Raw genomic sequence first — 17,584 nt, 5'->3', positions numbered from 1 at the left:
GGATGGGGGTCGCGATCGAGGATGCGGGCTACGAGCTCGCCGACGCGATCCGTCGGTCGCACGGTCCGCCCTATCGCTCGGCGAGAGGGGCTACCGCTCGCCTCAGATGAGATAGGCTAGGCGGAAGTTCGAAAACAGAGATGAAACTTAGCGTATCATGATCTACTAATTCGATCATGGTTGCGCTGACGCTCGATCAGATCCGGGTCTTCATCGCGGTGGCGGACGCCGGCAGCTTCTCGAAGGCGGCAAAGTCGCTGAACCGCGCGCAATCGGCGGTGACCTACGCGATCAAGCGGCTCGAAGCGGAGACCGAGGTCGTCGTGTTCGACCGCTCCGCCTATCGGCCGGTGCTGACCGAGGGCGGGAAGGCGCTGCTCGTGCGGGCCAGGCGCATCGCGGAAGAAGCCAGCGCGTTTCACGATCAGGCGACGAGCCTCGCCAGCGGGCTCGAACCGGAGTTGTCGATCGCACTCGATCCGATGTTTCCCATGCCGGTCGTGGTCGACGCCCTGAAGGCCTTCAGCGCCCGGTTTCCGAGCGTCCCGCCCCGCGTCCACGTCCTATCGCTGGGAGCGGCGGCAAAGCTCGTGACGGAGGGGACTTGCGTCATCGGGATGCTGCCGCTCATCATCAGCGACCTGACGCTCCTCAAGAGTTTCCCGATGCTGAGGATCGACTTGGTGCCGGTCGTCGCGGCCAGCCATCCTTTGGCGTTTCTAGATGGGCCGATCGCTACGGAGACCTTGCACCGGTTCGTGCAACTGGTCCTCAGCGACGCATCCGAGATCACGGCGGGCCGGGACTATGGCATCCTGTCGAGCCGCACCTGGCGAGTGGCGGACCTCGGCGCGAAGAAATCGATGCTGCTGGCTGGCCTTGGCTGGGGCAGCATGCCGGCGCACCTGGTCGTCGACGAGATCGCTCGTGGCGAGCTGACACGGATAGACCCGGCGGGCTTCGATCCGATGACGGCACGCCTCGTCCTTGCCGCAGCTTACTCAGCTGAACGCAGCCTCGGTCCGGCTGCGGCATGGATGATTGATCACCTCGGCCATACCCGTGATCGGTGATGGTGCATCTGCGTGTCAGATGAGTGGCCGCATCTCCAACGAGGCTCGGCGGCCGATCGCGACCGATGGCGGCTCCCCGGTCAGGGCTTCGCGCTTGGTTCAGTTGTCGATGAGATAGGGAACGAAGATCTCCTCGGCCCTGAAGCGTCGGTCCGTCAGGCCCTGTTCGTGGTGATAGCGCAGCACCGCGTCGATGGCCGCCCTGTTCCCAGACATGCCGTAGGGCCACCAATCATCACCCAGAAGCTCGCGGTCACGCGCGAGCAGGCCCGTCAGCCAGGGGACCATAACCGACATGTTGTTGAAGCTCATGCCATGCGCCAACTCCGTGACCGCGGTCGCCTTGGCATCGCAAAAGCCTTTGTAGACTGCCCGAACGATGTCCGGTTCCTGCTCGGCCAGCTCGCGCGTGACGACAACGGTGTGCATGATCGGGAAGATACCCGTTCGCCGATAGTAGTCGCGCTCGACCGCCTCGTAATCGGGAAACAAGCGTCGAACCTTCGGGGAGCCGTCGAGCACGCAGCGTGGCACGTCGGCGGAGATGAGCGCGTCGATTGCGCCCGCCTCCAGCAGGGCACCGAGATCGGTGCCCTTCGGGGCCATCGATACGTCGACTCCTGCGGGGTGGGGGTGAGGCACGAAATCGATGGGGTCCATCGGGAAATCGATGTCGCCCACGATCCAGCGGTTGCGCTCGGGCCGGAAGCCGAACTCGTCCGAGAGAATACCCTTCGGCATCACGCCGGCGTCGTGGCCGTAGAGCGCCAACTCACCGATCGTCCGGCCGACGAGATCCTGGGGTCGCTCGATGCCGCTCGCCGTGCCGACGTAGATCGCGGAGTGCCGAAAGCAGCGGTTCGGGAAGACGGGGATCGCGAGGAAGGGTGAAGGGCCGTTCGCGAAGGTCCGCAGGAAGTAGGTCAGCCCAAGCTCGGACACGTCGTAGGCGCGCTGCCTGATCATCCGCTCGAAGATCTGGGGTACGATCTGAGCCGTGTGGTAGCGCGGTTCCACGCCCTCGATCCTGACGCGCCTGTCGCTCAGCGCACGGGTACGATCGTAGTTCCAGAACGCGATGTCGAGACTTTTGCCGCTCATGGGCTACCCCCATCCTAGTCCCCCATTGCACACGTAATAAACGCATTTATCAATTTGAAGTGTGTCTGTCAGGGACTTGCGTGTGTAGGGCGGACTAAAATCAGGCCAGGGGGCGGAGTAAATCCAGGCCACTTGAGCTTCACCAAGCCCGCAGAGCTCGTTGGCGAAACGATCTGTTGGGCAATCACTTACACCCGTGCGCCAATCAAGCGGCAGCCTTCGCACGCGATGCGTTCAGGGCGGTTTGGTGGCCTGGAATTAGACCGTCGTCTACAGCATTGACCCGCCTGACGATGATGTCGTCCCGTGGTCGATTGCATTGCGGGTTCTTAGCGCTAGAAGCCGCCGAACTTGTAGTTGAATCCGGCGCGGACGATGTTGCCTTCCGTCGTGAAGCGGGAGGTGTAGGAGCCCGTGCCCACGCCGGGGATCGCGGTGACAAGCACGTTGCGCTTGCCGAGGTCGTAGTGGATGTACTCCGCCTTGATCGTCACGGCATCGGACTTGATCCCGAGGTACTTGCCGACGCTAAAGTAGTTCAGGAAGCTGTCGGTCGGGATCGCGTACTCGATGCCGCCGCCGTAGTCGTAGCCGGTCTCGAGGTCGGTGTAGCGTCCGGCGAACTGCAGGGCACCGGCCGGCGTGTAGAAGTTCGCGTCGTACTGGACTTGGCCGAAGGCGAAGCCGCCGGTCCCGTAGATCAGGAACCGATCGAAGGCATAGCCGATGCGGCCGTTGGCCGTGCCGAGCCACTCGAGGCTCTGGCGGAACGCGTTCGGGTTGGGCAGCGCGGGGTTGGCGGCGTTGCCGTTGCCGAGGATGAACCGGTTCTTGTGGATGTCGGTCCAATCGATGTTGACCGCGAAGCCGACGACGAACCCCGAGCCCGGCGTGAACTGGTAGTTGTAGCCGAAGACGCCGCCGACGTTGGCGACGCCGTCCTGCTCCGTGTACGTGGTCGGCGGTCGACGTAGCGCGGCGACGTTGGCGGCGTTGGCGGGAAAGTTGCCCGTCGTGGTGATGCGCTCGCGGTCGGTGAAGGTGTAGGCCGATTCGAGACCGGCGAAGCCGCCCGTCCACGTGAAGACCGGCACCGCGGCGAAGACCGGGGGCGCTTGGCGACGCGGCAGATCGGCCGCCGAGGCTGCACCGCTCAGAAGCGTCGTCGCCACACCAATATAGATTAATTTCATGGCCATGTCGGGTCTGCTTCCGTGCGCTGACATTCGCAACTCTTGCGACAGGGTTCGACGATTTGTCTATGCTTTCGAAGCAACAGTCGAATCAAATACATTGGCGCAAGTCATACCGCGATGCAGCCTTGGAGGCTCGTTCACGTTTCTTACCCGTCGGTTAGCGCCTACCGATCGCTCGCCCCAAGGCATGAACGGCCTCTGGTCTGGGCGAGCCGAACCGCCTCCGCACGGAACTCAGGCGTGAACTGCTTCTTCGGTTCTAGCCCGTCTTATTTACGAGGGTGTTTGCTGGCGGGACGTTTGAGTTAACGGCGAACGAGTTCACGCGTCTGTTCTGACGCCTGTGGATCTTGTTGTTCTGTCGGCGCTGAAGGGACGGAGGCGGGCTCGACGGGGCGTCACGCCCCGTGGTTCAAGCTGGCGCTGAGGCGAGTGCGCCCGCGAGATGGCGCAGCAAGTCAGCGTCCGGGCAGGCGGCGGCGAAGGCGACGCGGACGCGGGCGACGGTCTCGCGGATGCGGGCTCCGAGCTTGAGCAGCCGCAGCCGGATCGTGGCGAACTCGGCCCTAGCGAGGCGATGCGTGGCCGGGATGACGTCGCGCACGGTGAGCAACAGCCAGTAGGCGGCGGTGTGCAGCACGAGCCGCATCTGATTGGCGGCTCGGTGCCGGCAGGAGGTGCGGTCGGAGGCGAGCTGGCCCTTGTGCAGCTTGATCAGGTTCCAGGCCTGCCCGCGGGCGCAGTACAGCTCGGTGTAGAGCCATTCCGGCGTGCCGGTCGCGATGTTCGTGACCACGTAGCGGATATCGAGGCCGAGCCAGGTCGCCTCGATGCGGGCGGCGACGCGGCGTTGCTGCCGCGGGGACTTGGCTGCGTGCGTGGTCTCCGCACAGCCGCGGACCGCGTCCTTGTCGCCGATCGCCCGCACCACCCGGATATGGTTGGCCGTTGGCTCGACCTTGGTCGCCAGGGCCTTCGTGCCGCTCAGGCCGAACACGTAGGCGACCCCATGGTCCTCGGACCAGTCCATGACCTCGGGCCGCCCGTAATGGCGGTCGCCGCGGAGGGTGATCGCCGTCGTCGGCCAGTGGCGGCGGATTGCCCGAACGAGGCGGCGCAGATGTCCGCGCACTTCGTGTCCCGAGGGCGTCTTGCCCGGCCGCAGGATCATCGCGACGGGACGGCTCGTGGCGGTGTCGTAGACATGGATCGGGAGGAAACACCGCGCATCGTGGTGGGCGTTGAACAGCGAGAGCTGCTGGTGGCCGTGGACCACGTCACAGGTGTCGTCGATGTCGAGCGTGACGGCTGCCGGCGGGGCGGCGTAGCTGGCGCAATAGAGATCGACCATCACCCGCCCAAGCCGGATCAGGTCGCGCAGACCGGGCGTGTTCTCCAACCGCGAGACGGTGGGCTGGCTCATCAGCTCCGTGCCGGTCTCGGGCAGGCGTCCGCAGCCGAGCTTGAACGCAGAGTTGGCGCGCAGGTGGTCGAGGTCTTCGGCATCCTCGTAACCGCAGGCGATCGCCAGGATGCGCGCGAGCAGGATCTCGGGCAACGGTCCGGAGTTCATCGCCAAGAGCGTGCAGACCTGGATCACGGGTGTGGGCGCGAAAACCACCTACATCGCCCCGGGCTCGCCGTGGGAGAACGGTGACGCACGAAAGCTTCAACGCCCGCCTACGCGATGAACTTCTGGATGGCGATGTCTTCTACAGCTTGCGGGAGGCGCAGATCATGATCGAGATCTGGCGACGGCACGACAACACCGTCCGACCCCACGGCTCGTTAGGCTACCGTCTCCCCGCGCCGGAGGTGTTCTTGCCGACCTTCGCCGCTTGGCCGGCTGCGCTCACCCAATCGGCTTCGCCGACCAAGTTCCCCGTGGCGCTGAGACCAACCCAGCACTAACTTTGGAACCGGACCACCCCGTGGGGGCGGATCACCGGGAACGTCGATCTCGCCGAGCTCCTTTTTTTCCAATACGAGATCAGGGCGAAGGCATGGCTCGTGTTGATGGCGACCCTATCGTTCGCTCGCAGCCGCCAATCTCTGGCGCTCCCTCGACTGAACTCGCAACGTTCGCCTCCCAGGCTGACTTGAACCTTCGTCAGTTATACAGCGCAGCACAGGAACGGTGCGCTTCGGCAGGCGTGCTGCAGGCGTTGGTAGATGGATGCCGCCTCTACGTGGGGCAGTTGGGCTTCAGGTCGGCGGCACCGTCTCACGAACGCCGAGGAAGGTCTGCACGCTGACAACGGACGCCACCAGATTTCGGTCGAACGGCACCTGCCCGTCAAGAAACAGCATCGCCAGTCCGTGTACGAGTGACCAGCATTGCAAAGAGTAGGTCTGGACGTCCGCGCCTTCGGGCGCGAACCGAGCCGCGTTGACCATCAGGTCTGCCAATCCCTTGGATTGCTGGCTAAGCGACGGGTCGAGCGTCATCACGAGCCTGAAGAGCGCCGGATTGGCAACGGCGAACTCCACGTACGCGCAACCCGTAGCGAAGAAGCCTTGCTGTCCGCCTCCAGCGGTATGCGAAGCCGCCGCGGCGGCATCCTCCAGCCGTTTCAGGCCCACGCGGGCGAGAGCCGCGAGGAGCGAGGCCTTGTCCGGGAAGTGGTGGTAGACGGCCGGCGCGCTCACGCCGACGCGGCGGGCGATCTCGCGCAGCGAAATGTTCTCGACGTCGCCCAAGCTGAGCATCTCAAGACCGGCGTCGAGGAGAGCCGTGCGCAGGTCGCCATGATGGTACGTCTTTACGGGCATCGAACGGAGTTAGGCGCGTGCGCCACTCGAGCAAAGGCGATCATCGTTTCACCGTCTTGACACTGCTAGAAATATCCCAATCTTAACGGCGTTAATCTGAGTGGAGGTTGTCATGAAGCCGCCAACTGCCGTCTTCCGACGCGGTGCCGAACTCGCGGTCGGCGCCGTCGCCGAACTCAGCCATCAGGCGCTTTCGCTTTTCGGCACTGCAACCGGGGCCGAGCATCCGTTCCAGTCGGGCGTGAACGAGCCGATGCGCGACGAGCTGACGCTCACCGAGCTCAGCGTCACGGGCACGATACCTGCCGCCCTGAACGGCGTGTATCTTCGTAACGGACCGAACCCCATCGATCCGCCGACCAGCGGGGGGCACTGGTTCCTCGGCGACGGGATGATCCACGACCTTGAGCTGCGGGACGGGCGGGCCATCTCCTACCGCAATAGGTTCGTGCGCTCCAACAAGGTGAGTAAGCATCTCGGCGAGGCTCCGGCGCCGGGGCCGCGGCACGGCCCCGACAACGTCAACACCAACGTGCAGTCTATCGGGGGCCGCATCTACGCGCTCTGCGAAGCCGCCGCCTTTCCCGTCGAGATGGACCGGGAGCTCGGCCACCAAGAGCACAACCCGTTCGATGGGACGCTCAAGGGCTCGTTCACCGCCCACCCACATCGTGATTGGGCGACCGGCGAGCATCATGCGGTTGCGTATGAACCCACCTCTCCCGATAAGCTGCGGCACGTTGTCGTGTCGGACGACGGGAAGGTGCTGCGCGACCTCGCCATTCCCGTCGAGGACGGCCCCATGGCGCACGACTGCGCCCTAACAAAAAAATACTTCGTCGTTCTGGACCTCTCGGTGACGATCTCGATGGGATCGCTGCTGACTGGTCACAAGCTTCCGTACCGCTGGAACCCCAAGCACCAGGCTCGTGTCGGCCTGCTGCCTCGCGATGGTGGCGCGGACTCGATCATCTGGTGCGGCCTGGATCCGGTGTTCGTGTTCCATGTCGCCAACGCCTATGACGACCCGGATGGGCAGGTCATCCTCGACGTGGTCGCCTATGACAGGATGTTCGACACGGAGGCAGAAGGACCCGATGCCGTCGGGCGGTTCGAGCGCTGGACGGTTGATCCCGTGACCCGCGCCGTCGACCGTCAGGTCATCGACGGCGACCCGCAGGAGTATCCGCGGCCTGACGACCGACTGTGGGGCCAGCCTTACCGTTACGCATACACGATCTCACTACCCGCTAGCACCGACAATTTTAGCGGCGGGACGAAGCTCTACAAGCACGACCTCCATACGGGTGTGCGCGAGACCCACGACTTCGGGCCGGGCTGCTTTCCGGGCGAGTTCGTGTTCGTTCCCGCCTCGGCCGACGCGGCGGAGGATGAAGGATGGCTGATCGGGTTGGTCGTCGACTCGAACCGGCAAACGACGGACTTGGCCATCCTCGACGCAGGCGCGGTCACGGGCGAGCCGGTGGCGACGATTCACCTTCCGCACCGGGTCCCGCCCGGGTTCCACGGCAACTGGGTGCCTGTCTGACGCTTGACCGAGGGGCCGCCCTGCACCGCCGACATGATGACCTCGACGCCCGGCGTCGTGCGGTCAAGCGAGGCGGGTTGGTGAGGTCGCCGACGATCAGCTCCGCGCCGCCGGCCGCTAGGGGCTCGATCACGTTTTTAGTTGCTGCCACGTCGCGTACGAGCAGGCAACGTGCGCGTTGGGCTGCTCCAGCAGGTGATGCGCGATGCGGCGACCCTTCGAGTCTAGTCATTCTTCCATCTAGGAATTGAACCATGAGTATCATCGATACCATTGCCGAGAAGCTCTCTTCCGACGACAAACACGGGAAGATCTCGCCGCAGACGCAGCCGTGGCCAGGCCTTACCCACAAGCTCCATCCCCTCCCTGATCACGGCGAGGGGAGCTATCGTGGTTCGGGCAGGCTCGCCGGCAAGGCCGCGATCATCACGGGCGGTGACAGCGGCATCGGCCGGGCCGTGGCCATCGCGTTCGCGCGTGAAGGTGCCGACGTGCTCATCTCCTACCTGCCTGTCGAGCAGGAGGATGCGGACGAAACCAAACGCTGGGTGGAGGAGGCGGGCCAGCGCTGCGTACTGTGTCCGGGCGACCTCCAGGATCCGCAGCAGTGCGCGACGGTGATCGAGCAGGCGATAGCGGCCTTCGGCCGGCTGGACGTGCTCGTCAACAACGCCGCGTTTCAGATGTACCATGCGGAGTTTGAGGACATTACCTGGGAAGAGTGGCGGCAGGCCTATGCCACCAACGTCGATGCCATGTTCATGCTGTGCAAGGCCGCCGTGCCGTACATGCGCGAAGGTGCCAGCATCATCAACACGACGTCCATCCAAGCGACCACGCCGATCCCCGGCCTGCTTGGCTACGCGTCGACCAAGGCAGCGATCGTCAACTTTACCGAGGCGCTCGGCGGCTTGCTGGCGAAGCGCGGCATCCGCGTCAATTGCGTCGCGCCGGGCCCGGTTTGGACGCCGATTTCGCCCGCGACCATGCCCGCCGAGTTCATGGCCGGCTATGGCATGAGGACGCCGATGGGCAGGCCGGGGCAGCCTGCTGAGTGCGCCGGCGCCTATGTCTATCTTGCCTCGAGCGATGCCGGGTTCACGACGGGCGCGAAGATTACGGTTGCCGGCGGTATGCCTGTGTTGACGGCTTGAAGATTATCGCTCCAGGTTGGCTAGCCGTCAGCTAGTCGAACCTAGCTGCTGCGCGAACAGATCGGCGACCGTCACTTCCGAACGGTCGGGCAACAAGTCGATTAAGCATCTGCGTTCGAGATCAACGAGCAGCGTGCCATAGGTTCGTCCCTTGCGGATGGCCCAATCGTCGATGCCCACGGCGCGCGGCGGATCCACTCTCGGCAGCGGCAGGCGGTGCACGAGGCGCAGGATCGTATCAGGGCTGGTCTGCATACCCAGATGGCCGGTCAAGCGCGCGCCGGCCTCGCCACCGACCGCAAGCCCGATCCGGGTTTGGGCCTGGGCAAGGCGACGGGTCCGTCGCGCTTGCGACGGCATCAGCCGTGGGAATGGCTCAGCGAAGGTGCGGCGGCTGCAGGTGCGATGATGGCAGTAAAAGCGTCGAACACGCAGGCGCAGCGTCATGGGCTGACCGACGCTCGGAAGATCGGCCGGATGGCGTTCATAGACGCTGTGAACGGCAGTGCTGGTCGTGCCGCAGGTCGGACATCGGCCACGAACACGACGCGCATGGGCGACGACGACGAGACGACCGCCGCTCTGGATGACGCGCTCGATGGCGCAGCCCGGCAGGGATGAGGACAGGATCATCCGCCTCGTGAACCAGTCCGCCCCGACCTCGTCACCGCGACCCTTCCACGCAAAGTGCGGAAGAACCACCAAACCGGGGTAATCCAAGGGATACCGTGGGCGGGCACCTCCGATCTCTTTGCCACCTGGCGAGGCCGAACTGCGCCTCGTCAGGAGACCAGTGGGGGAGTCCGGTTGAAGACCACAAACACGCAGCAAAAGAGGTCAGTACGATGAACGCGGTTGACAAACCTCTGGCACTCATCACCGGCGCGACGTCGGGTATCGGGCTGGAACTGGCCAAGCTGGCTGCTGCGGACGGCTACGCCCTTCTGCTCGCAGCCGACAGGCCGTTCGAGCGTGCGTTGGCCGAGCTATCCGGCGCGGCGGTCGAGACAATCACGGTCGACCTTTCAACCGCCGAGGGCGTCGCCGCGCTCGTCGCGCAGATCGGTAAGCGCGAGGTTGACGTGCTCTGCGCCAACGCCGGCCAAGGTCTCAGCCAAGGCTTCCTTGACCAAGACTTCGCGGACGTGCGCAAGCTCATCGGGATCAACGTCGTTGGAACGCTCGACCTCGTGCAGCAGATCGGGCGCTCCATGCGCGCACGCGGTAGAGGCCGCATCCTGCTCACGGGCTCGCTCGCCGGCCTGCTGCCCGGGGCCTACCAGGCAGCCTACAACGCCTCGAAGGCTTTCGTTGACAACTTCAGCTTCGCCCTTCGCAACGAGCTCAAGGACACGGGCGTGACCGTGACCTGTCTGATGCCGAACGTCACCGAGACCGATTTCTGGGAACGCGCTGGCGCTCTTGAGAGCAAGGCCGGGTCCGGCAAGAAGGATCGGCCCGAGGCTCCCGCTAAGGCCGGCTGGGCGGCGATGAAGGCGGGGGAAGGCGCTGTCTCGCCCGGATACTTCGACACCTTGCAGCGCGCGATCTTGCGTGTGCTTCCCCGAGACGCGCTTGCGAAGGTGAACGCGAAGGAGATGCGGCTCGACGGTGCTTGATTCGGTCCAACCCGCCGAACGTTGCAGCCGCCGTGGGCTTAACCGGATGCTTCGCACCGAAGCGAGAAGGACCGACGTCTTCAGCGGTCTCGTCATTCGCTGGATGCAGCGGAGGAGAGCAACGGGCGCAGGACCGCCCTCGCCAAACGCCTCCTGGCTGTCAATCACCGCTCCCATGGCGTCCGCGACCTCGCGGCGGCCTTTGCTCACTGGCCGGGCGGCAGGTCGGCGAGCCGACTCCGGCCCTCAGTGCGCTGCAGCGTGCGGATCAGCGCCGAAGCGTAATCCCTTCCACATTCAGCTTAAGTCATTGCAAAATCGAATGAATTACCTAGGGGGTGGAGGCACGATCGGCGCCGATCGTGCCTCCATCAAAATCTGGGATGTTGCAGTCCTGTCAGGGAGTTAGAGAAGCTCATGCCGGGGTCACGCTTTGAAGCCAATCCACAATCAGACGGTCGGGGTCGGGGATTGACAGGTCTATGGACGAAGGTGCCGGTCGGTCGTCAGGGCCCGCCGTTGCGCAGGCGACAGCAGGCGACAGCAGGCGGATGACGGATTTAATGCCCGGCGAGCGCGAGCAGCAGCAACGTGAAGAGGCCTAGCAGAGCCGTCAGTACGCCACGAACCGCCAGATTTCGGCAGGCGAGGAAGATCAGGGCGAGGAGCCCGACGAGCACGCCCGCGGCGATCGAGAACAGCTCGATGAGGCCGCTCGACATGCCGTTGCCAGCCGGATCACCCCCCGAGCCATGAAAGGTTGAAAGGTACGAGATCACGGCCGCGGCGGCACAGACGAGCAGCCAGAAGGCGATCGCCAGGGCGGAGATCTGCGGCCGCGGCGTCGATGAATCTGCAGGGTGGGGACTCATCGCGGGATCCAGCCTCGGATTGCCGTTTCGCGGGGTGGATGGCGGTGACGCGTAGGATGAAGCGTTCGTCAGCAGTGGCATACCTCCGGCTCCCGATCGTCGCCTTGGAAATGGGGCGCCGGGGTGGGGTGCCGACCGTCTAATCGCCGTCACCGCTCGCCTTGGATGGGTGGGAGGCGACGGAGGCGTGAAGGCTCGCGATGAAGGCTGGCTGAGGTTCATCTGGGTCTGGCGGCGGCGCAGTTGAGGGAGCTGCATTGCCCACCCGGACGAACCCGGAGCCCTCGGGCGGATCGAGCTTGGCGGTTGGGCGGCTCGGACCGGGCCTGCTTCGGATCGGGGGCGGGACGGGCCGCAGCACCTCTCGGGAGTTGGTCTAGGAAGAGCATTGGGGTCGGGGGAGGGCCAGAGCTGTCTCGCTCTGCGGACGGTCTCGGTCTTTCTCGCTCTGCCCGGGGGCTGCGGGCGTCGGCTGACGGGTCTCGGGTGGCCCGGGGGCCTCCCTCCCTCGGTCTCTTCCCGCTCTCCCGGCGCTCGGCGGTTCTCGTCGTCTTTTCTCTGAAGGGGATATCGTATGTAGCGCCCAGGGCATCGATCGCACAGCGCAGGCGAGCGCACCCAGAGCGACGTCCGCCGAGTAGATTGCCCAGCGTCAGCGCGTGAAGTCCGCCAGCGCCGTGGTCAGCGCGAGCGACTGGCTGCAGGTCCGGCGCATCACGAGGACGTTGCTGCGCAGGCCCTCGGTGACGCCGCCTTTTGCCCACGCCTGCCGCCGTGCCTGAGCACCTGCGGCGAGCTCGGCCGCCGTGAGCCCGTGGTAGGCGAGCAGCACCCCCTGCACGACACCGTAGCGCCGCTGCACCTCCGTCCAGTCGGCCCGGTAGTCGTCGAGCGCCCCCCGGCAGGTGTCGAGATCGAAGCCCGCGGCATCGAGCACAGTGGCGACGGTGAGGAGGTCAGCGCGAGCGCTGGTTGCCTTGTACTGCGGGTTTCGGTCGAGAAAGGCGCGCACCGGCGGCGACAGGTCTGCTGCCTTGCCCGCATAGACCTGTTCGGCAGCGGCTTGCTCGGCCTCGGCACGTGCATCCGCCTCGACCTGCTCGCGATCCGTGTCCGCCTGCCGCCGCTGTGCCTCGGCCTGTCGGGCGGTGGCCTGCTGCTGCGCGAGTTGGCGCTGATCCTCGGCACGCTTGGCCGCATCAGCACGCTGCTGGGCCTGCACGGCGGCGGTGGCAGCAGCATCGCGCGCATCCTGATCCGCGATTGCCGAGCGCAGCGGCCCGAGGCGGGCGCGTAGCTCGAGCTCGAGCGCTGACGGGATACCACCGCGGGTAAGGCGCTGCTCGATCGCCGTGACACGGGTGCGGCGGTTTGCTGGGTCCGGGTCGGTCTCGGCGGCGCTGACGGCGTCACGAAGCTCGGTGGCCGCATCGTCGCGCTTGGCCTGACGCGCGCGAAGGGCCTCCACGGCCTGTGTCACCTGCGCCTGCCGGCCGTAGGGCTGATCGTCGATGTAGCGCAGCATCATCGCCGTGCGCCGCTGATTGGCCGGGGTGGCACAGGCCAGCATGCGCCGCTTCAGCGCTTCGAACGTCGTGCGGTCCCACTCGGGGAACGCGATGCCGTAGGGCGCGTCGCGCTCGGACCACTTCTGCCGGGTGAACAGCTCAGGATCGACCTGACCGCAGGCGTAGCCGTCGAGGGTGGCCGCCGCCTCCAGCGTCGCCGTGGCAGGGCGCGCGTCCACCAGGCCGAGGGTCAGGAGGCACACGCCGACCAGCAAGGCACGGCGGCGGGATCGGGTAAGACGGGAGGGGAGCATCGCATCACCGGGCAGGGGAGGACGGGGCATCGGAGGACGGGGCTGCTCAGAATGGCGGCTCGGCCTCGATCCACAGCTCGTCCTTGGCTGGCGTGGTCCACTCGAGCGTGAACGGCACGTCGCTGCGCCCGACGCTGAGGAAGGCGTCCGCCTGACATAGGCGGATCTCGAGGCCTTTGGCACCGACCGGCACGTAGCCCGTCTCCTGCACCACCCCGAGCCGTTGCACCGTGGCCCCGGGCTGCTTGGCCGCGGCGGCCTGCTCGAGAACCTGACGCAGCAGGCGACGAGCCGGGATGCTGTCGCAGGCCGGCATCACGCCGACCGTGAACGCAATCGCGTTGCGGTCGGGACGATTGAGGATACGGTAACCGCCGAGAAGGAGGAGACCGATCGGGATGCCGATGGCGCCGATCCGTCGGGCCCTGGCAAGTTCACCGCTTGCGGACTGCTCGGCGTAGCGTGCCCGCATCCGGGCAATGAGACCGGGATGGGTGTTCTTGGTGTCGGGCATACGGATCCTCCCCTGTGGCAGGCAGAGATTCACGGGGGCCCGCCCGAAGTTGCGCTCGGGATAGCGTTACCGTGTGGCTATGGCCAGTGGTTTACTGGCCCCTGCCGAGGCTCCCTATGGCCCGTGATGACCGGGCGAGCCTTGCTGGCGTGGAACCTGCGCCGCGTGCGTGTCGCCGCCGGCGTCAGCCAGGAGCGCTTGGCTGCCGATGCGGGGGTGGATCGGGCGTACCTTGGGGGTCTTGAGCGGCAGACGGAGAACCCGACCGTGGATCTGCTCGACCGGGTCGCGGCGACGCTGAACGTACCGATGGCGGAGCTGTTCGTGCAGCCGGCAGAGGGGGAAGCGCCGCCTCAACCAATGCGGGGTGGTCGGCGACGGAGGTGATCGCTGCTCGGATTGAAAGCAAAGCGACGGTTCAGGGTTGCCGCAATACCGGAAGCGGACGTTCCGCATCCGACCCAACCCAGTCATACAGTTCTCGCGATGTGATGCCCCAAAGCGGACGCTATACGAGACGCCGATGTACGACTGACGCTGGCCGATAGCGGACCGACCGCTTTAGGCGAGCTGCTCGACGAAGCAGACTCGCCGCGGGGATATCAGCAACCGAAGGCGCCCATCACGACGCCGAACCCGAACGGCAAAGGAAGTCCAGAAGCAAAGCCGGGTACTCCCGCGGGTGCTCGGCACAGAGCATGTGAATGCCGGGCAAGAAATGGAGCTCAGCGCCCGGAACGGCCTCGGCAATTGCCCGACTGTGCGTAGGAATCGTCGGCGTGTCATCCTCGCCGCCGATTACCATGGTCGGGACTGGGATGAGCGGGACGGTTCGGCGCAGGTCCGTGTCGCGAATCGCGGCGAGGCAGCCCGCGATGCCCAGCGGGGGCGTCCGGACAATCATCTCGTGGAACTTGGAGACCGTCTCAGGACGGTCGACGAACATCCGCTCCGAAAACCAGCGCTTGAGCAGGATGTCGGCGGTCGTGGCGATATGGCTTGCGAGCGTTTGCCGGATCATCTCGTCCCATTGGGACGGCGGCCCGACGTGTGGCGACGTGTTCGACAGCACGAGCCGGTCGATCCGCTCCGGTGAATGGATGCCGAGCCACTGGCCGATGAAGCCGCCGATCGAGGTCCCGCAGAAATGCACCCGCTCGATGCCAAGGTGGTCCAGAAGTTCGATGACGTCGCGGCCGAGCCGGTCGAGCGAATAGCCACCGGGCGGGACCGCCGAACCGCCATGTCCGCGGAGGTCGTAGCGCAAGACGCGAAAATGCCGGGTCAGCGGCTCCATCTCGCCGTCCCACATCCGCAGGTCAGTGGCTATGGAGTTGGAGAGCATGAGGATCGGATGCCTGGCGCTGCCGTCCAGCCGGAAGGCGACCCGGCAACCGTCCCCGGTCGTGAAATGAGAGGTGTCGTCCATTGCTGCCTCCTCCTTTAGTTCGGGGAATAGCCGGCCGGATCGCGACCTCGTCCGGTCGGCGCGGTCGGCGCACGGCGGCTTCGGCGGCTTACGCCGTGATCTCGTTCACGACCGGCGTGCCGTCGACCACGCTCGCAAGATTGCGGATCGCTGCGTGTCGCAATCTCTCCGTCGCCTCCTGCGAGACCCCGCCGACATGCGGGGTGAGGATCACGTTGGGGGCGTCGCGCCATCGCTCCGGCGCGGCCGGCTCCTGGGCGAACACGTCGAGCGCCGCGCGCCCGAGACTGCCGTCCTTCAGCGCCGCGATCAGCGCGTCCTCGTCGATCACCGCGCCGCGCGAGATGTTGACGATGAGGCCCTTGGGGCCGACCGCCGCGATGGTCTTCGCGTCGATCAAGCCCGCGGCATCCCCGCGCGTCGCCACGATCAGGGCCGTGCACCAGCGGGCAAGATCGATCAGGGATTCGCGGCGCGGCCACGTAGCGGGCTTGGCCCGAGGTCCCCACCACGCGATCTCGCCGCCGAACGGCGTCAGCCGCTCGGCGATGGCGTTGCCGATGTTGCCCAGGCCGACCAGTCCGAACCGCTGGGCCGACATCGCGTGGCGGCGCTCCGGTGGGGACGCCGTGAGCCACCGCCCGTTGCTCACCCAGGCCTGCATCTCGGGGAGCCGATGCACCGACGCGAGCACCAGCGCCAACGCGTGGTCGGCGACGTCGCCGCTGTGCGTGTTCCCGGCGTTCGCGACGGTCACCCCCCGGGCCCTGGCTGCCACGACGTCGACATGCTCGTAGCCTGCGCCCGGCACGACGATCAGGCGCAGGTTCGGCAGCCGATCGAGCAGGGAAGCGTCGAGACGCAGCGTCAGCGTCACGATCACGTCCGCCCCGCGTGCGGCGATGATATCGTCCGGATCGTCTCCTTCCCATAGCCGCAGGATCTCGAACCGATCCGCCAACGCGCCATCGAGCATTCGCTCCGCGCTTTCGGTGAAGAGAAGAAGGGTAGGCTTCACGTCGAACATTCAATTCGTCCACGATTGGTTGGCTCGTAACCTGGTCATGCCGGGTTGGACGGATTAGTCGGAACAATTAGGTCGAGACGTTAAGCAGGGCTTCACAATCGATGGTGTCGACCGCTGATTTTGCCGGCATACGGGCCTTCGTGGCGGTCGGCCGCTCCTTGAGCTTCGCGCGGGCAGCGGAGGCGCTCGGCGTCTCGACCTCTGCCCTGAGCCAAGCAGTGCGCAGCCTGGAGGACCGGCTCGGCGAGGTGCTGTTCCATCGCACCACGCGGAGCGTGTCCCTCACGGATGCCGGGAAGAAGCTGTTCGAGCGCATGGACCCTCTGGTCCGGGAAATGACCGAGGGGCTCGAGACCGTGCGGGTCACGGGTTTGGAAGTCCGGGGAATCGTTCGTCTCCACAGTTTCCGGACCGCGGCGAAAGTCCATCTCGCGCCCATGCTTCGCCGGTTTGCGGAGGACTTCCCGTCCGTGACGGTCGACATCGTCCTCGACGACGCGGTGATCGATCCGGCCGCGGCCGGCTACGACGCCTCGATCCGCCTGGGCGAGGTAGTTGAGCGGGATATGGTGGCCGTCCGCATCGGCGGACCCCTGACGCAGCGTGTGGTCGCGGCGCCATCCTACATATGCAAGCACGGTAGACCGGAAAGACCCGCTGATCTGCTGGCCCACCGGTGCATCCTATGGCGTTGGCCCGGACATACTTCGACCTATGATTGGGAATTCGCCGAGAATGGACGCTGGTTCACCGCCCGAGCCAACGGGATGCTCGTCGTGAACGAGCGGGAGTTCGCGGTGGAGGCCGCCCTGCACGGCGCGGGCATCACCATGGCCTCGGAACCGCTTGTTCGCGAGCATCTCGTCAGCGGCCGACTCGTCGCGATGCTCGAGCCTTGGTGCGCTGATTACCCCGGCTTCTATCTTTGCTACCCGCAGCGCCGAACCGTGTCACGCAGCCTGAGGGCTTTCATCGACACTTTGACGACAGCTACCGCGTCAGCCCGGTGATAAAGCTCCGTCGTGAGGACTCGATGTCCGGTTCTGGGCATCGCCGACTGCCATCGGATCGACTGCCTTGGGCGCAAACGGGGCATAGGCATGTTCGCTCGTGACCTCGCCAACCTACCCTCGATGCGTGCATTCTATGAGAGCCGGTTCTCTCGGGAGTCCGAGGCCCGCGAAGGACAAGGCATGGCGCGACGAGCAACGCTAACGACCGACACGTTGGTCGCGCTCGGAGCCGAGAGGCTGTCAAGGCTTGTCCTTGACGAGGCGGGACGCAATGCGCCGTTCAAGAAGTTGGTCACGGCGGCTCTTGCAGGGGCCAAGCTCGACTTTGGCCAATTAGGCGGCTTGGCAGAGAGCGTAGGCCCAGGGTGGCGGCAGACGGAACCGAGGTTTCCTGCGGTCGCGTTTGCGACGTGACGTCGATAAACCCTCCTCGCGCCAGATCG

16 protein-coding genes and 2 pseudogenes are annotated in these 17,584 nt (G+C 65.6%); 8 read left to right on the top strand and 10 right to left on the bottom strand.

All coding sequences use genetic code 11. The annotated features are described in order from the left end of the window. Nucleotides 1–176: 176 nt before the first annotated feature. Nucleotides 177–1,073: a LysR family transcriptional regulator gene (locus tag FV242_RS23020; protein WP_147940547.1), complete on the top strand. Its 897-nt coding sequence runs from the start codon at nucleotides 177–179 to the stop codon at nucleotides 1,071–1,073. Nucleotides 1,074–1,172: 99 nt separating this feature from the next. On the opposite strand, the gene FV242_RS23015 is transcribed toward FV242_RS23020, so the two are convergent. From FV242_RS23015 to FV242_RS23005, 3 genes and pseudogenes are all read right to left on the bottom strand, one after another. Beyond that, complete coding sequence (locus tag FV242_RS23015) at nucleotides 1,173–2,174, bottom strand: 4,5-dihydroxyphthalate decarboxylase (RefSeq protein WP_147940546.1); 1,002 nt, start codon at nucleotides 2,172–2,174, stop codon at nucleotides 1,173–1,175. Between the two features lie 335 nt (nucleotides 2,175–2,509). Next, entirely contained in the window at nucleotides 2,510–3,373 is an 864-nt protein-coding gene (locus FV242_RS23010; RefSeq protein WP_147940545.1) for an outer membrane protein, read from the bottom strand. Between the two features lie 409 nt (nucleotides 3,374–3,782). After that, nucleotides 3,783–4,931, bottom strand: a pseudogene (locus tag FV242_RS23005) (IS1380 family transposase); the annotation flags it as partial. Here FV242_RS23005 and FV242_RS23000 point away from each other — a divergent pair. Continuing rightward, a pseudogene (locus tag FV242_RS23000) lies at nucleotides 4,921–5,281 on the top strand (transposase); the annotation flags it as partial. The pseudogenes FV242_RS23005 and FV242_RS23000 sit on opposite strands and share 11 nt — an antisense overlap. A 294-nt stretch (nucleotides 5,282–5,575) precedes the next feature. Here FV242_RS23000 and FV242_RS22995 read toward each other — a convergent pair. Then, a complete protein-coding gene (locus FV242_RS22995; protein WP_147940544.1) occupies nucleotides 5,576–6,142 on the bottom strand; it encodes a TetR/AcrR family transcriptional regulator in 567 nt (188 codons plus the stop codon). Between the two features lie 112 nt (nucleotides 6,143–6,254). On the opposite strand from FV242_RS22995, the gene FV242_RS22990 reads away from it, so the two are divergent. Both FV242_RS22990 and FV242_RS22985 read left to right on the top strand, forming a co-directional pair. Next, complete coding sequence (locus tag FV242_RS22990; protein WP_147940543.1) at nucleotides 6,255–7,691, top strand: carotenoid oxygenase family protein; 1,437 nt, start codon at nucleotides 6,255–6,257, stop codon at nucleotides 7,689–7,691. 254 nt (nucleotides 7,692–7,945) lie between these two features. After that, on the top strand, nucleotides 7,946–8,845 hold the full coding sequence (locus tag FV242_RS22985) for an SDR family oxidoreductase (protein WP_147940542.1): 900 nt from the start codon (nucleotides 7,946–7,948) through the stop codon (nucleotides 8,843–8,845). Nucleotides 8,846–8,872: 27 nt separating this feature from the next. On the opposite strand, the gene FV242_RS22980 is transcribed toward FV242_RS22985, so the two are convergent. After that, entirely contained in the window at nucleotides 8,873–9,478 is a 606-nt protein-coding gene (locus FV242_RS22980) for an ISL3 family transposase (protein ID WP_281407094.1), read from the bottom strand. Between the two features lie 212 nt (nucleotides 9,479–9,690). Here FV242_RS22980 and FV242_RS22975 point away from each other — a divergent pair, with 212 nt between their 5' ends. Further along, nucleotides 9,691–10,464 (top strand): SDR family oxidoreductase, encoded by a 774-nt coding sequence (locus tag FV242_RS22975; RefSeq protein ID WP_147940557.1) that lies wholly within the window; start codon nucleotides 9,691–9,693, stop codon nucleotides 10,462–10,464. Between the two features lie 560 nt (nucleotides 10,465–11,024). Here FV242_RS22975 and FV242_RS22970 read toward each other — a convergent pair. The 3 genes from FV242_RS22970 to FV242_RS22960 form a co-directional block, all read right to left on the bottom strand. Next, nucleotides 11,025–11,417 (bottom strand): hypothetical protein, encoded by a 393-nt coding sequence (locus FV242_RS22970; RefSeq protein WP_147940541.1) that lies wholly within the window; start codon nucleotides 11,415–11,417, stop codon nucleotides 11,025–11,027. Nucleotides 11,418–11,988: 571 nt separating this feature from the next. Continuing rightward, the gene (locus FV242_RS22965; RefSeq protein ID WP_147940540.1) at nucleotides 11,989–13,119 is read right to left on the bottom strand and encodes a hypothetical protein; all 1,131 of its coding nucleotides are present in this window, start codon (nucleotides 13,117–13,119) and stop codon (nucleotides 11,989–11,991) included. An 85-nt stretch (nucleotides 13,120–13,204) separates the two neighbouring features. Then, the gene (locus tag FV242_RS22960; protein ID WP_147940539.1) at nucleotides 13,205–13,672 is read right to left on the bottom strand and encodes a hypothetical protein; all 468 of its coding nucleotides are present in this window, start codon (nucleotides 13,670–13,672) and stop codon (nucleotides 13,205–13,207) included. 141 nt (nucleotides 13,673–13,813) lie between these two features. Here FV242_RS22960 and FV242_RS22955 point away from each other — a divergent pair, with 141 nt between their 5' ends. Then, nucleotides 13,814–14,059: a helix-turn-helix domain-containing protein gene (locus tag FV242_RS22955; RefSeq protein WP_306440311.1), complete on the top strand. Its 246-nt coding sequence runs from the start codon at nucleotides 13,814–13,816 to the stop codon at nucleotides 14,057–14,059. 235 nt (nucleotides 14,060–14,294) lie between these two features. Here FV242_RS22955 and pcaD read toward each other — a convergent pair whose 3' ends face one another. Together pcaD and FV242_RS22945 are read right to left on the bottom strand one after the other, a co-directional pair. Continuing rightward, nucleotides 14,295–15,101 (bottom strand): 3-oxoadipate enol-lactonase, encoded by an 807-nt coding sequence (pcaD, locus tag FV242_RS22950; protein WP_147940537.1) that lies wholly within the window; start codon nucleotides 15,099–15,101, stop codon nucleotides 14,295–14,297. Between the two features lie 88 nt (nucleotides 15,102–15,189). After that, nucleotides 15,190–16,077 (bottom strand): NAD(P)-dependent oxidoreductase, encoded by an 888-nt coding sequence (locus FV242_RS22945; protein ID WP_187278521.1) that lies wholly within the window; start codon nucleotides 16,075–16,077, stop codon nucleotides 15,190–15,192. 152 nt (nucleotides 16,078–16,229) lie between these two features. On the opposite strand from FV242_RS22945, the gene FV242_RS22940 reads away from it, so the two are divergent. Beyond that, complete coding sequence (locus FV242_RS22940; protein ID WP_147940535.1) at nucleotides 16,230–17,138, top strand: LysR family transcriptional regulator; 909 nt, start codon at nucleotides 16,230–16,232, stop codon at nucleotides 17,136–17,138. Between the two features lie 90 nt (nucleotides 17,139–17,228). Further along, nucleotides 17,229–17,555 carry a DUF6880 family protein gene (locus FV242_RS36365; RefSeq protein WP_368732198.1) on the top strand — a complete coding sequence of 109 codons (327 nt, stop codon included), beginning with the start codon at nucleotides 17,229–17,231 and terminating at the stop codon, nucleotides 17,553–17,555. Nucleotides 17,556–17,584: the final 29 nt, after the last annotated feature.

Origin of the sequence: Methylobacterium sp. WL64 (assembly GCF_008039945.1) — a bacterium.
Lineage (GTDB): Bacteria > Pseudomonadota > Alphaproteobacteria > Rhizobiales > Beijerinckiaceae > Methylobacterium.
This window is presented reverse-complemented; position numbering and strand designations above follow the sequence as displayed.